Genomic DNA, 13,972 nt, shown 5'->3' on the forward strand with positions numbered 1-13,972 from the left:
TTGTGCCGATTGTCGGCAAACGATCTGTTTCTGTTAAAAAAGTATTACATGCGAAAGCTTTGGGCGGCTTATCTTTATCTTCGTAACCGAAAATATCCGGACGATGGAAAAAAGAATTGTGCGATATGCTTTATTTGCAGTTGTTTGTGCGGCTGGAACCGCATGGGCCTGTGCGCGGGGCAACGCTTCCCCGCCGGAGGGGACGTCGCCTGCTCGGGGCGTGCTGACATTGAGCGGCAGGGTGATCGACGACGCCTATATCGGCAATGGCGTCCAGTGGGATCCTTACGAGGTGCATGACGTCGACGGCCGGTTTTCTGCGGCCGACCGAAAACGCCTTACCGACAGGCTGGAGTACATGCAGCCCCGTTTCATCCGCGTGATGGGCGGTATCCGGTCGTATCTCACGGACGGGCGGTTCGACCCGTCGCGGAACATGGAGGATTTGCACATGATTCTCGGGTTCTGCAATACGCATGGCGTGACGGTATTGCTCGGCGACTGGGGCGGAAGCTTGGTCGATCGGCAGGCGCAGACCGTCGACCAGGCGCTGATCGACAGTAGCGGAGAGATGGTGCGCTACTTGGTCGAAGAGTGCGGTTACGATTGCATCCGTTACTACAATATCGTCAACGAACCTAACGGCTCGTGGGCTTCGACCCGGGGCGACTATGCCCTCTGGCTCCGCGCCGCACGCGCCATGGATGCTTCCCTGCGGCGGCACGGCATGGCCGGCCGGGTGAAGCTGGTCGCTCCCGACGCGGCGGTATGGACGACCCTCGAAACACACTGGGTAAGTAATTCCGTCCGGGATCTCGGCGACGCCGTGGGGCTTTACGACATCCATACGTATCCTTCCAAGGCCCAGGTCAATACGGGGGAGTATTCGGCGATGATTTCGGCTTACCGTGCTGCGGCTCCTGCGGGGACGAAGATGATCCTCGGCGAGCTGGGGTTGAAATTCATCGACGAACGCGATGTCGCCTATGCCGCCGAGAACGAGCGGCGGATTGCTGCCGACCCCGATGCATCGCCCGGCGATTCGCAGATGTTCGTCTTCGACCACATGTACGGTATCGACGTTGCCGATGCCGTCATGCAAACGGCCGCATGCGGCTATTCGGGCTGCGTGGTCTGGATGCTCGACGATGCGATGCACATGAACGAACCCGGGAAACTGAAAATATGGGGGTTCTGGAACATCCTCGGCGAAGAGCGCTACGGCGCCGGCAAGGAACGGATCCGCCCCTGGTACTATGCCATGTCGCTGCTGTGCCGCTATTTTCCGCAAGGTGCGCAGATTCTCGCCTCCGGAGTGTCGGGCGTCGGTGGAGTCCGTTCGATGTTCGGACGCACCGAGAAGGGCGTGACGTTGGCTGTGGTCAATACGGATTCGGAGCGGACGGTGGAGTTGACGCTGGAAAATCCTCAGCCCGGACTTTCCGATCTCGCGCTTTATGTCTACGCCCCGGGGCGGCTCAGGCTCGGGGGCGAACGGTTGCTTCCCGTGGAGCGCGGGGTGGCGCTTGCGCCCGGAAGCCGGATCAGCCTGGCCCCCGAGACGATGCTCGTCTACACCTCGATGGAATGACCGGGCATTTTTCCCTGAACCGGAAAAACGAATCCCGCCTCTTTCGGGGAAGCGGGATTCTGCCTTTTCGGACGGGGATTACTCTTCCGGTTTTTGGCCGATGTAGAAGACGTAACCGTAGTACGCTTTATATTTTTCGTAATGGGCGATCTCGTTTTTCTGCATTTCGGCCAGCAGGAGTGCTTTTTCACTGTGCCCGTATTGCTCGAGGAATCCCGGGATGCGTGCGCTTGCATGGGCGAAGTAGTTTTCCGTCCAGCAATGCTCGGGCAGCGCGAAATGCGCCAGCGGTGCATATCCGGCCTCTTCGAGGATGCGCAGTTTCCCCGACGGGCTGTCAATGTCGGGGAAATAGTCCGAGATGAACTTCGACGTCAGGCGTGCGCCCGAGAGCCACGAGCACTCGGTCACGGCGATTATGCCGCCCGGTTTGAGGTATTGCCGCCACTCCCTCAGCCCGCGTTCGAACCCGATGTTGTAGATCGAGCCTTCGGCCCAGATCACGTCGAATTCCCCGGGGCTGAAGGGCAGTGCGTCCATCGAGCCCTGTATGGCCGTGACGCGGTTTTCCAGCCCGGCCTTTTTTATCCGGGTGCGGAATTCTTCCAACAGTTCCGGCAGCAGGTCGACGGCCGTTATCGTACAATCCCTGTTCCGGGCGATCGTGATGGTCTGCCCGCCGGTGCCGCATCCGATGTCGGCGATCCGCAACCCCGGCCTGTCGGGCACGAATTCCAGGGCGCGGAGCGTCTGCTCCACGCCGCCGGGCCCCTGCCTGTCGAGTTCCCTGAAGAAATCGGCGATCATTTTTAAATCGAAATCGAAGATCTGTTTATTTTCCTGTTCCATGGTTGTTTGTAGTTGAGGCCGCGCGCGGGATGGATTGGGAAATCCCGTGCATGGCGAATTTTTTAAAATAAGACAAAATGAATATCCGCCCGGGCAGAATGCCCCCGGGAGGGAAGAATGGGACGGAATCCGTGCTGAGGGACGGATTCCTACAATGCCGAATCCAAATTAAACATCCAATGGTTTTAGTCGTTGTAAAGGTAGGTACAATTTCCCGAACCTGCAAATCCGCCCAGGGAAAGGGCTCCCGGGAAAAGGGAACCCCGATCCCTTTTCAGGAACCGGGGCACTCCACAAGAGGCGCTTTCCCACTCTGCGTCAGAATGATATACCGACGCGTATGCCGAAATTATTGAGGTTGTTGACCGAGTAAGTCAGGACGTCGCCGCTGTTGGTGGCATAGCTGTAATAGAGTGCCACATGGAACCCGAAACGGTAGTCGGGGCGCGGGAAGATGCTCACGCCGATTTCGGGCGAGAGGTAGAATCCCCACGTGTCGTTGTACTGCTTGACGACGTAGTAATAGGACGAAAGCTCGGCGTAGTTGGCACCCAGCTTCAGGCCCGCATAAGGCTGGAATACGCTGTCCGTAAGCCAGGTGTAACGGCTGGTGACGCCGAACGGCAGCTGGAATACGGAGTGCTTCTGGTTGACCGTGAGGGCCGAACCGTTGCCCAGGTCGAGTGTCTGGCGCGGGATCGTTTCGAGGTTGGTCTGGTACGAGATGAACGGGCCCACGGCGATGGCCGGCGTGATGAAATAGCCGCCTTCGAAGTTCATGCCCCAGCCCGAGGCTTTGTCGGCCAGGCTGCTGCCCAGGGGCACGCCTACCTGCCAGTCGACGTTGATGTAGCTGTTCGGGAAGACCTGTGCTTTGCCCGTGCGCGCGGCGGCGAGCAGGACGACACAGAGTGCGATGGTTTTTAGAACCTGGTATTTCGATGTTTTCATAATCGGACGTGTTTTTACGGTTAAATTATTTTTTCAGATAAGGCGACTGGTCGAACGCCTGTTCTACGGCGTCCACCGTGCGCTGCTGGTTGAGGCTTTCCGACGAGGTGAGCAGGCCGCCGATGTAGCTGTCCCAGATGACGGGAAGTTTCTTGCCGCTCTGCTGGTCGGCTTCCAGATCCAGCATCTCGATCAGCAGCGAACCGGCCGTATAACCGTAATATACGCGGTAGGGATAGTGCCATCCCAGCCAGTCGCCCCAGTATCCGGGCGTCCAGTAGTAGGGGTAATACCACCACCAGTAGGGATAGTCGTAACCCACGAAATAGGTCACTTTCTGCACGTAGCTCAATTGCAGTCCGACATTGGCCGCCTCCTTGTCATCGGTGCGGGTGTAGCCGGCGGCGTTCATGCGGCCGGCGACCGTGTTGACGATCTCCAGCGCATTGTCGTCTTTCCAGTATTCCGTCTTGTCTGCGGCGCCGATCAGCAGGATGCTGTCGGGGAGGTAGTAGGTGTCCAGCGCACCGAAGTCGGCTTCGGTGTCGTAAGCGGTGTAGACCAGATAGTCTTTGTGGAGGCCCGATGTCGAGGGCTCTTTCTGGCACGCGCAAAACGCAACTGCAACGAGTGCGTATGCGAGGTAACGTAATTTTTTGACGGTCATGATTTTGATTTTTTAGTTTGCTGTCTCGGAGCATGTTCAAAATTCGTTCCTTCCACACCCTTTTTGCGCATGGAAACCCGATCGGGGTATAAAAAAGCGGTTTTGCGATACGGGAGGGTGCCGACGGAGTGTTTTATGGTCGGGCACAGGAATTTACCCCTGTGTGAAACGGCCCTTAAAGGGTCTCTCGATACATCCTCGGGCTGAAAGAGCGTCTTTGCGGGCTTTTCCTGCGCCATTTTTGAAAGGTAATCGCGCCGCATTGCGGCCTGAAGTCATCCTTCCGAACGGGATCGTTGCCGTGCCGGTCGTAATCGTTGGGGGTACGGCGCCGATTTCGGCCGGAAAATGGTTCGTCATTCGGAAAATATATTACTTTTGTAACTATCTATGCATAATGATCACAAGGTATGAGCCGATACGATAACTGTTCCCGTGAGGAGCTTCTCCGCAGGATCGAAGAGCTCGAAGCACAACTCGATACGCCGAAGGGTTCCGGGAGCCGGTTCCGGGAGCGTTATGCCTGTAAGATTCTCGATTCGATACCCGACATGCTGACCGTGCTCGATCGCGACGGGACGCTGGTCGAACTGGTTTCCGCGGATGAGACCAACCATGTCGGGGTTCCGGGCGGAGAGCTCGCCGGGCAGAACATCCGCACGATGCTTTCGCCTGCGGCCTGCCGCAATGTGAAGAACAACCTCGACAATGTTTTTGCGACGGGGTGCGGCTCTTCGTCCCACCACGACATTACGCTCGACGGCCGAACCCGCAACTACGAAAACCGGATTTTCCCGCTCGACGGGGAGCATGCCCTCTGCATCTGCCGTGACATCACCGAGGCCGAAGCTGCCAAGCATGAACTGGAGATGGTCAAATATGCACTGAACAATGTCGACGAGGAGATCTACGCCTGCAGCCTGGACGGTACGATGGAATATGCCAACGAGCAGTTCAGGGTGCGGCACGATGTCGAAGGCGACCTTTCGCAACACAAGGTTTACGATTTCTGGTCGTACGAAGGTTCCCGTTTGCAGTGGGAAGCCCGGCTGGCGAAAATACGCCGCGATAACGGCTCGCACAAATACACCGTCCGCTTCAAGAACGAGCAGGGACGTATCGTGGCGTGGGACATCGTGGCCTACATCATCTACGACTATTTTCAGGAGCGCGAGATCGTCTGGTTCTTCGGCCGGGACGTGACGCAGCGCATCGAACACGAGAACAAGGTCAAGGAGATGAACTCCATCCTGGAGTGCATCCTCAACAACATTCCGGTCTATCTGTTTGTGAAAGACCCGGGCAACGAGTTCCGCTACCTCTACTGGAACCGGGCGTTCGAGGAATATTCGCGGATTCCGGCCTCCAGGGCGCTCGGGCATACCGATTACGAGATTTTCCCCAGCCCGAAGGATGCGGAGCATTTCCGCCAGGACGACCTGACGCTGCTGCGTACGGGTGAACGCCAGACCTTCATCGAGGAGTACGTCTCGGCCACGGGCGAGACCCGTATCGTCAATACTTCCAAGTCGCTGGTGCCGGTCGAAAACCGCCTTCCGCTCATCATCGGCGTCTCGTGGGACATCACCGACATGAAGAATGCCGAACTGGAGATCGTCGAGGCGCGTATCCGCGCCGAGGAGTCCGACCGTCTCAAATCTGCCTTCCTGGCCAACATGAGCCACGAGATTCGCACGCCGCTCAATGCCATCGTGGGTTTTGCCAAGCTCATCGGCGAGGTGGAAACCGAGGAGGAGAAACAGCAGTTCATCGACATCATCGATGTCAATTCGGAGTTGTTGCTGCAACTGATAAACGATATCCTCGACATTTCGAAGATCGAAGCCGGGACGCTCGAATTCCGCTTCAGGCCGATGAACCTCAACGACCTCTGCCGCTCGGAGCTGGAAGTCCACAAACCCCGCGTCAAGCCGGGCGTGGAACTGGTCTTCGAGGAACGGGTCGCGAACGTGGAGATCGTCTGCGACCAGAACCGCCTGGCACAGGTCATTTCCAACCTGCTGAACAACGCCGGCAAGTTTACCGAAGAGGGGGAGATCCGCTTCGGGTTCGACCTGAAGGACGGGTGTGTGGAGTTCTTCGTCCAGGATACGGGCATGGGCATACCGCCCGAGAAGGCGCGCAATATCTTCGACCGGTTCGTCAAACTCAACGATTTCGTGTCCGGCACGGGACTCGGGCTGGCCATTTCGAAGATGATCGTCGAAAAACTCGACGGAACGATCGGCGTGGATTCCGAACCCGGGAAGGGCACGCGGTTCCATTTCTCGATCCCCGTCGTCCACCGGGACGGCAGCAAAAACGACGAGCAGCTTTGTGCCGCCCCGGGCCGGGACGACGGCAAGTCGTGGGTGCTGCTGGTCGCCGAGGATTCGGACACCAATTTCAGACTCATCGAAGCCGTCCTCAGCCGCCGCTTTAGCCTCGTGCGTGCCCATACGGGAGCCGAGGCCGTGGACATGTTCGGGACGGTACAGCCCGATGCCGTGCTGATGGACATCCGCATGCCCGTGATGGACGGCCTTGAGGCTACGCGGCGTATCCGCAGCGTTTCGGCGGACGTCCCCATCATTGCCATGTCGGCCTATTCATCCGGCAGCGAGATCGAGAGCGCCCGCAATGCGGGGTGCAACGAATTTCTCGTCAAACCACTCTCGCAGTATTCGCTCCACCGGGCGCTGAATGCCGCCCTGGTGGAGTTCAAGGGTAAGGGCAAATCATAACCGGGTCGCCCCCGGAAACGGAACGTCCCGCAAGCCGTGTGCTGCGGGACGTTCCGTTTTATCGTGCGGCGGGTCTACCGGTACCGGTGCGAGATCAGGGTCATGAATTCTTCGCGCGTGCGGTGGTCGGAGAGGAAAATCCCGGTGAAGGCCGAGGTCGTCGTCGCCGACTGTTGCTTTTCGATGCCGCGCATCTGCATGCACATGTGGCTCGCTTCGATCACGACGGCCACGCCCATGGGGTTCAGCGCCTCCTGGATGCAGTCGCGGATCTGCACCGTCAGCCTTTCCTGTACCTGCAGGCGGCGGGCGAAGCACTCCACCACACGGGCTATTTTGGAAAGCCCCGTGATATGGCCGTTGGGGATGTAGGCGACATGCGCCTTGCCGTAGAACGGCAGCATATGGTGCTCGCAGAGCGAATAAAGTTCGATGTCCTTCACCAGCACCATCTGCTTGTACTCTTCGCGGAACGTCGCCGAGCGGATGATCTCCAACGGGTTTTCGTCATAGCCTTTCGTCAGGAACGACATTGCCTTGGCCACCCGTTCGGGGGTCTTCTGCAACCCTTCGCGTGCGGGATCCTCGCCCAGCAACCGCAGTATTTCGGTGTAGTGGTGCTTCAGCCCTTCGATGGCCTTGGCGTCGAAACGCTCCTCCTTGTTGTAATTTCTCTCTTCCATAGGAACGGCAAAGATAGTGCAAGCCGAGGGCAAAAGCAAGTTTACTTGCAATTTGCCGAGGCGCCGCCTGTCTAAAACAGGGTTAAAGACGATGCAAGCCGGGCGCAATGCCGAATTTATTCGGACATTGCCGGGGCGCCGCCTGTTTTTCGTAAAGACGCTTATTTCTCGACGGAATGCAAATACGCGGCGAGTTTGCGTACGGCACGGGCCCGGTGCGACACTTCGTTTTTCTCCCCGGTGGTCATCTGCGCGAAGGTTCGGTCGTATCCGTCGGGGATGAACAGCGGGTCGAACCCGAATCCCTCGTGCCCCGTTTCCCGGTCGATGATGCGCCCCTCGACGATCCCTTCGAAAAGGTGCTCTTCGCCGTCCAGGAGCAGCGATATCACCGTGCGGAACCGTGCCCGGCGGTTGGCCTGCCCTTTGAGGTTTTTCAGCAGCAGCCGGTTGTTGGCCGCGAAGTCGTGCCCGTCGGTGGCGTAGCGTGCCGAGTGTACGCCCGGGGCCCCGCCCAGCGCTTCGACTTCGAGCCCCGTGTCGTCGGCGAAGCAATCCATTCCGGTGCGTTCGTGCAGGTAATGCGCCTTCTGCGAGGCGTTGCCTTCGAGGGTATCCTGTTCCTCGGGGATCTCCTCCGTCACGCCGCAGTCGCGGGGTGTCAGCAACTTGTATCCGGGCCCCAGTACGGCCTGTACCTCGGTGAGCTTGTGTGCGTTGTTGGTTGCGAAAATAATGTCCATATTCTCTTTTTCCGATGCTTGAATCTTTCGTCGGGATGCCCGGCTTTCCTCGCTGCCCGTCTCCGGGGGCGTCCCGGGCATATCCGCTTCCCGTCCCGCTGGCCGGGTTATTTCACGACTTCGAGTTTTTCGAGCCTGTCGTCCAGGTCGATCTTGTCGATGATGGTTTTGACCAGGATGTCCATGTCCGAGCCTTCGGAATAGTCGGCCGGGCAGACGTGGCTTACGCGGTTGTCGTGGATCAGCGAGGCCATCTCCTTGCGGGCACCCTTCTGGTCGGGGTTGTAGACCGCGATCGAATGTCCGCCGGAATTTTTCACCAGCCGCATGCAGGGGATGTCGGTCGTCCCGTCGCCCACGTAGATCATGTGCTTGAACGGCACGGGACGTTCGTTTTCGGGGATGTAACGATTCACCATCTTGCTGTCGAACACCGATTCGACGCCTTTGTTGATCTTGAAGATGAACTGCGTCTTGTTGGTGTAGTTGACCGCCACGGCGGGCCAGTAGGCGATGCCGTCGACGTCGTAGAGAAACGAGCAGGCATAGATCTTCCGGAACTCGTGTGCGATCTGAGTTCCTTCGATGATCTCCTTCATCCCTGACGAGTTGATGTAGTGCAGGATTCTTATCCCGTGTGCGGCGCCGTAGGCGTTGATCCGCGCAAACCACTCCTTCACGCCCTTGTAAAGCGTCACGCGGCGTCCCGAATCCTGAAATGCCTCGCGCCGCAGCGACAGCCCTTTCGACTTGGCTTCCTGTAACATGCGTGCCATATAGGTCAGTACCATGTCGGCATCCTGTTCTTCGGCCAGCGTGTTGGCCTCCGTCCAGAATTCCTTGTTGCTTTTGCCCACGGCGGGTATGAAGTCGTACTCCTGCATGTTGCCGGGGGCGAGCGTGCCGTCGAAATCGTAGATAAGGGCTATGGTGAATCTGAATTCCATCGTTTTCAAAGTTTTGAAGATCAAATATGTATAAATGAATAGGTCAAAAGATATCTATGGAGTTTGGATTGGTGTAGACAGCGTACTGCATTCCGAATTCATGTATCTGTCCGGTTTTGGTTACTACTTTCACCCTGTATGAGAAAAAAGGATTGTTTTCGAATGTCGTATAATCGAAAAAGTAGAGCTTATGATAAGAGTGATGGTACCGATTAATACTTCCATTGTCTACGAAATGATATAAACATTGATGGAAGTTTCTTTTGATCCCCTTCTTCCTTGCTAATTTAAGCAACAGACTTTGTATCTCTTTATTATTGCAATAATCTGCGTAATCCGACGTATTGTCGAGTGGAATCCCGTTCAACAGTATCTTTCCTTTGAAAAATTTTGCCGGAACATCGGCCGGATCCGGATCGTCATAGTCGTATTCCTTTTCTTTAGGCAGGTAATCCCAATGCAGATTGAACTCCATTACTTCTTTTTCGGGGGAGACTAAAGCTGTAAAGCCTATCGTGTCCCAGAAATAGCGGTTGTATCCTGTATTGTAATCTTTTCCGTAAAGGATTCTCTCGCAAGTTCCGAATATCTCGATAAGCGAGTCAATGGGTATGTTTATCGAGAATGTCCGGCCATTGTAAGTAGCACGCTCCTCCGTAAATACGAACAGATGCTGGGTATTGACTCCCTTTGCGTCTAATTCCTCCTTTGTATAGCCGGAACCCATGTATCCTTCGTCGGCAACTTCGCCTGCTCCGCTGCATGCGACGGTGAAAATACCTAATAGAAACGAGAGGATTATATTTTTTATTTTCATCATTTTAAGTAATAGGTATTTCTGTGCTTCCCGGTTGGGAGTGCTGTATGGAATGTATGGCTGATTTTGTTGCATTCCTTTGCCTGGATGCGGTGAACGTTTGGTTCGGTAAATAATAGTTCGGTATATCGGATTGCGAATCCTGCTGAAATATTATCAATTTAACAAAGATAGTTTTTTTTCACTATTTTTGCAAAAGAGAGGCCGAAAACACAAAATATAAAAACAGATGGAATTCAAAGAGTTGATCGAAAAACGCCGCAGCATCCGCAAATTCTCGGAGCGTGCGGTGCCGCGTGAGGTCGTAGACCGCATCCTGCACGAGACTCTGTCGGCGCCATCGGCGCGCAATACCCGTACGACGCACCTGGTGGTGGTCGACGACCCTGCCCTGGTGGCCCGCATGGCCGACATGCGCGATTACGGTTCGGCGTTCATGAAGGGTGCCCCGCTGGCGATCGTCGTGCTGGGCGATACCACGAAAAGCGACCTGTGGCGGGAGAACGCCGCGATCTCGGCGACCATCCTGCAACTGGCGTGTGTCGACGAAGGACTGGCTTCGTGCTGGGTGCACATCAACGGCCGCCCGCGCCGCAAGGACGAGCCCGGCGGGGAGACTGCCGCTGGCTACCTGCGCAGCTTCCTGCCCATCCCGGCGGACTGCCAACCCCTCTGCGCCGTTGCGGCGGGGTATTCCGACTTCACCCCCGCCCCGCTGCCCGGGTCGGACGACGATGCGCGGATCATCCGCCTGGAGTAAGAACGGATACGGGCACCGATGAAAAAGGAAGCTCCCGACGGGGCTTCCTTTTCCATTTAAATCAGCGTCATGCGCTTGCGAAGCATGTCGAGTACCTGTGTTTTGAGTTGCCGGGCGTTGATCGGCTTGGGCATGTAGCCGTCGAATCCGCTCGAGAGTACCTTCTGTTCGTCGGATGCGAAGGCGAAAGCCGTCACGGCGATGATTGGCACGTCGGCCGATTGTTTGCGGATCTCGGCCGTGGCTTCGTAGCCGTCCATCACGGGCATGTTGATGTCCATGAGCACCAGGTGCGGTGTGTGCCGGTTGAATAAATCGACTGCTTCGCGGCCGTTCCAGGCGTGTACGAGCTTGTATTCATGGCGCAGGATCGACTCGAAAAGACGGTAATTGCTTTCGTTGTCCTCGGCGATGAGGATTACGAGCTTGTCCTTCTCGACCGTCGGGATGGCCTGAAGTATCTGTGCCGGGGCCTCCGCCTGTTCCGATTGGCCGGGGACGTACGGAAGCGTGAACCAAAAGGTCGAACCTTTGCCCTCTTCCGACTCTACGCCGATATTCCCACCCAGATGCTCTACGATCGTCCGGCAGATGGAAAGCCCGAGGCCCGTGCCCTGCTTGAACGAGTTGAGTTTGACGAAGCGTTCGAAGACCGCGTCCTTCCGCTCGGCGGGGATACCGCAGCCGGTGTCCGCAACCCAAAAATAGAGCTGCCCGGCACGGAGCTCGTAACCGAAGCGGATCGACCCCCGGTGTGTGAATTTAGCGGCGTTCGTCAGCAGGTTTATCATCAGCTGCGAAAGGCGGTTGCGGTCGGTGCGGACGTGGCAGGTTTCGTACCGCTGCTCGAAGACCAGCTCCACGTTCTGGTCGGTTTTCAGCCTCATGACGTTTTCTTTCTCGCGCATCAGTTCATTCAGTTCGAAATCCGTATGGACGAATTCGAGCGTTCCGGCCTCGATTTTCGAAAGGTCGAGGATATCGCTGATGAGTTGCAGCAGCAACGTATTGTTGCTTTCGATGATCGACATGTATTCCTGCTTCTCTTGTTCTTCGTCCGTCGAGGCAAGAATGCCCGAAAACCCGACGATGGCATTGAGCGGCGTGCGTATCTCGTGGCTCATGTTGGCCAGGAATGCCGATTTCAGGCGGTTCGACTCCTCGGCGCGGTCGCGTGCGGTGAGCAGCTCCTGCTCCATCTGTTTGCGTTCGGAGATCACGAGCGATGTTCCGACCAGCGACAGCGGCCTGCCGTTAGTGTCGCGGGTTTCGACCGTGGCCTGTGCCTCGACCCACTCCATGTGCCAGTGTCCGCTTTCGTTGGATACGACGCGGAACTCTTCGCAGACCTTCTCCGTACTCCCTTCGATCAGGTTCCGGTAAGCCGTGCGGACGCGTTCCCGGTCTTCCTTGTGGACTTTCGAGAAGTAGCACTCCTCGTCCACCGCAAGCGAGAGGTTGTTTGCCAGCGACATCCCGGAGGCTATCTTGGCCGCCTTGTTGAGGTCGCACAGGATGGTGTGGGTCGTGAGATCCCATTTCCAGGGGATGATGTTGGCTACGTCGAGCGCCAGTGCGAGTTTCCGGTTCACCGAATCCACCTTTTTCTGGGCATCGTGCAGGGCTGTGCTGTCGATGCAGAAAATGTCGACCGTATCCTGCTGGTACGAGGGGCAGATGACGACCTCGTAGAAAATATTCACCGGCTTGTGGTAATAGGGGAAGGTAACGCTCCGCTTTTCTTTCAGTACGATGTCGATGATCGGCATGAACTGGGGCATCGACTCCGGGAAAACCGTCGACCCGGATTTGCCCGCCACTTCGTCCAGGGGGTAGAAGGAGCGTTCGAAGTGGGCGTTTACATCGACATAAACAGTGTCTATGGCCGTCCCCTGTGCGTCGAATACGACCCGTTCCTGCATGTACAGGATCGGCATGTTGTTGAACAGGTGCGAGTATTTGGCCTGGGTTTCCATTTCTTTCTGGTGGGCTGCGTCGACCTTGCGCAGGACGGCGATCCTCCATTGCTGGAAGATGAGGAATAACAGGAATATGCTGCCGCAGACACCTATCTCGGTTTTATACCGCTCCATGAACGAGGACGGTTTGTCGAAAAACAGGGTATTTGTCGGGCAGGCGTTCGGGGAGATGTTGTGCCGGAGCAGTACCGGGTAGTTGAAGACGGGTTGTACCCGGACGGGGGTGTAAAAGGGAATGTCGCGCGGCTGCTTGCCCTCCAGCACTGCGTTTACGGTAGCTATCAGCCGGTCGGAATATTCGTTTTCGTCGTATACGTAACCTCCGATCATGCCGCTGCTCTTGAGTCCCGTCGGACGCAGCGAGAACAACGGTACGGACGAACTGGCGATGATCTTGAACGGGTTGGTCATGATTTCGTTGCGCCCGGACATGTTCTTCAGGTAATGCCACGAGGAGAAGAGCACGCCGGTGCGTTTTACGTCGACCGTACTCAGCGAATCGAGCAGTTGGTCTATCCCGATCTCATCGGCCGAATAAACCGTGTATTTTATGCCGCCGTACTTCGAGTCGAGCAGTTCCGCGAGGTCGTGTTCCGTTTGCCGGTTGACGTAGCGTGCGTCGTCTATGAATATGAGCCGATCCATGCCGGGCAGTATGCGCTTCATCAGGTCGATACTCTGGTCGAGATAGGCCGGCGAATAAAGCAGGGTCAGATTGTCCCGGTCTGCCAGTGTCCGCAGAGGTACCTGTTCCGAGGCCGGAATGGGAAGCCTTTTCTGGTAATATTTATCCGGCCCGACAAAATCCTGTTCTGCGCATACGATGGTCGGAATGCCTTTCCATATGCTGTTAATGAAATTGCGCAGCAGCGCCGTAGGGGTTCCGATCAGCACCAGGGCCCGGGGTGGTTTTTTGCCGTATTCTCGCAGGAGGTTCGTCTCGAAGGTCTCGATTTCCCGAGGGGAATCTACCAACAGCAGGTTTATATGCTCGGTGTAGAGTTCCAGGTTTTCGATCTGCTCGACGCGCGCCGTGATGTCGGTAATAATGCCTCTGCTCCACGGGGTCGATTCCGCATAGGTGTTGATGACCAGTATATAATCGCGCTTGTCGCCGGAAGGGCTGCTGACGGCCGGTGCGAGGGGGTATGCTAAAATGCAGCCTAAAAGTAAGACCCATATGAAGGGCCGGGGCCGGAGGCCGAGCCGGGTGGTCGGGATGTTCATGGGAAAAAGGGACG

11 protein-coding genes are annotated in these 13,972 nt (G+C 56.7%); 3 read left to right on the forward strand and 8 right to left on the reverse strand.

What is annotated here, in order from left to right:
- Window positions 1-103: 103 nt before the first annotated feature.
- Window positions 104-1,591, forward strand: coding sequence for a cellulase family glycosylhydrolase (locus tag DW189_RS06835; protein WP_117507267.1), 1,488 nt, complete (start codon window positions 104-106; stop codon window positions 1,589-1,591).
- A gap of 78 nt (window positions 1,592-1,669) precedes the next feature.
- Here DW189_RS06835 and DW189_RS06840 read toward each other — a convergent pair whose 3' ends face one another.
- The 3 genes from DW189_RS06840 to DW189_RS06850 all read right to left on the reverse strand — a co-directional run bounded on the left by DW189_RS06840 (window position 1,670) and on the right by DW189_RS06850 (window position 4,058).
- On the reverse strand, window positions 1,670-2,440 hold the full coding sequence (locus tag DW189_RS06840; RefSeq protein ID WP_117507268.1) for a class I SAM-dependent methyltransferase: 771 nt from the start codon (window positions 2,438-2,440) through the stop codon (window positions 1,670-1,672).
- A gap of 318 nt (window positions 2,441-2,758) precedes the next feature.
- The gene (locus tag DW189_RS06845) at window positions 2,759-3,391 is read right to left on the reverse strand and encodes an outer membrane beta-barrel protein (RefSeq protein WP_022332700.1); all 633 of its coding nucleotides are present in this window, start codon (window positions 3,389-3,391) and stop codon (window positions 2,759-2,761) included.
- A gap of 25 nt (window positions 3,392-3,416) precedes the next feature.
- Window positions 3,417-4,058 (reverse strand): DUF4136 domain-containing protein, encoded by a 642-nt coding sequence (locus tag DW189_RS06850; RefSeq protein WP_022332699.1) that lies wholly within the window; start codon window positions 4,056-4,058, stop codon window positions 3,417-3,419.
- Window positions 4,059-4,468: 410 nt separating this feature from the next.
- On the opposite strand from DW189_RS06850, the gene DW189_RS06855 reads away from it, so the two are divergent.
- The gene (locus tag DW189_RS06855) at window positions 4,469-6,802 is read left to right on the forward strand and encodes a PAS domain-containing protein (RefSeq protein ID WP_022332698.1); all 2,334 of its coding nucleotides are present in this window, start codon (window positions 4,469-4,471) and stop codon (window positions 6,800-6,802) included.
- A gap of 74 nt (window positions 6,803-6,876) precedes the next feature.
- Here DW189_RS06855 and folE read toward each other — a convergent pair whose 3' ends face one another.
- The 4 genes from folE to DW189_RS06875 form a co-directional block, all read right to left on the reverse strand.
- A complete protein-coding gene (gene folE / locus DW189_RS06860) occupies window positions 6,877-7,485 on the reverse strand; it encodes a GTP cyclohydrolase I FolE (protein ID WP_117507269.1) in 609 nt (202 codons plus the stop codon).
- A 161-nt stretch (window positions 7,486-7,646) separates the two neighbouring features.
- Window positions 7,647-8,228: an RdgB/HAM1 family non-canonical purine NTP pyrophosphatase gene (gene rdgB, locus DW189_RS06865; protein ID WP_022332223.1), complete on the reverse strand. Its 582-nt coding sequence runs from the start codon at window positions 8,226-8,228 to the stop codon at window positions 7,647-7,649.
- A gap of 107 nt (window positions 8,229-8,335) precedes the next feature.
- On the reverse strand, window positions 8,336-9,175 hold the full coding sequence (locus tag DW189_RS06870; RefSeq protein ID WP_022332224.1) for an HAD family hydrolase: 840 nt from the start codon (window positions 9,173-9,175) through the stop codon (window positions 8,336-8,338).
- A gap of 43 nt (window positions 9,176-9,218) precedes the next feature.
- Complete coding sequence (locus DW189_RS06875; protein ID WP_117507270.1) at window positions 9,219-9,995, reverse strand: hypothetical protein; 777 nt, start codon at window positions 9,993-9,995, stop codon at window positions 9,219-9,221.
- A gap of 226 nt (window positions 9,996-10,221) precedes the next feature.
- Between DW189_RS06875 and DW189_RS06880 the strand changes: the two genes are divergently transcribed.
- On the forward strand, window positions 10,222-10,752 hold the full coding sequence (locus tag DW189_RS06880) for a nitroreductase family protein (RefSeq protein ID WP_022332226.1): 531 nt from the start codon (window positions 10,222-10,224) through the stop codon (window positions 10,750-10,752).
- A gap of 56 nt (window positions 10,753-10,808) precedes the next feature.
- Here DW189_RS06880 and DW189_RS06885 read toward each other — a convergent pair whose 3' ends face one another.
- Window positions 10,809-13,958, reverse strand: coding sequence for an ATP-binding protein (locus DW189_RS06885; RefSeq protein WP_117507271.1), 3,150 nt, complete (start codon window positions 13,956-13,958; stop codon window positions 10,809-10,811).
- Between the last annotated feature and the right edge of the window lie 14 nt (window positions 13,959-13,972).

It is taken from the genome of Alistipes sp. AM16-43 (assembly GCF_003435745.1).
GTDB lineage: Bacteria > Bacteroidota > Bacteroidia > Bacteroidales > Rikenellaceae > Alistipes > Alistipes onderdonkii.

What these genes read in the sequence shown, in the direction of transcription:
- DW189_RS06835 (WP_117507267.1), top strand. Translation starts at nt 104, where the DNA reads ATGGAAAAAAGAATTGTGCGATATGCTTTATTTGCAGTTGTTTGTGCG.
- folE (WP_117507269.1), bottom strand. Translation starts at nt 7,485, where the DNA reads ATGGAAGAGAGAAATTACAACAAGGAGGAGCGTTTCGACGCCAAGGCC.
- DW189_RS06855 (WP_022332698.1), top strand. Translation starts at nt 4,469, where the DNA reads ATGAGCCGATACGATAACTGTTCCCGTGAGGAGCTTCTCCGCAGGATC.
- DW189_RS06870 (WP_022332224.1), bottom strand. Translation starts at nt 9,175, where the DNA reads ATGGAATTCAGATTCACCATAGCCCTTATCTACGATTTCGACGGCACG.
- DW189_RS06845 (WP_022332700.1), bottom strand. Translation starts at nt 3,391, where the DNA reads ATGAAAACATCGAAATACCAGGTTCTAAAAACCATCGCACTCTGTGTC.
- DW189_RS06850 (WP_022332699.1), bottom strand. Translation starts at nt 4,058, where the DNA reads ATGACCGTCAAAAAATTACGTTACCTCGCATACGCACTCGTTGCAGTT.
- DW189_RS06885 (WP_117507271.1), bottom strand. Translation starts at nt 13,958, where the DNA reads ATGAACATCCCGACCACCCGGCTCGGCCTCCGGCCCCGGCCCTTCATA.
- DW189_RS06880 (WP_022332226.1), top strand. Translation starts at nt 10,222, where the DNA reads ATGGAATTCAAAGAGTTGATCGAAAAACGCCGCAGCATCCGCAAATTC.
- DW189_RS06875 (WP_117507270.1), bottom strand. Translation starts at nt 9,995, where the DNA reads ATGATGAAAATAAAAAATATAATCCTCTCGTTTCTATTAGGTATTTTC.
- rdgB (WP_022332223.1), bottom strand. Translation starts at nt 8,228, where the DNA reads ATGGACATTATTTTCGCAACCAACAACGCACACAAGCTCACCGAGGTA.
- DW189_RS06840 (WP_117507268.1), bottom strand. Translation starts at nt 2,440, where the DNA reads ATGGAACAGGAAAATAAACAGATCTTCGATTTCGATTTAAAAATGATC.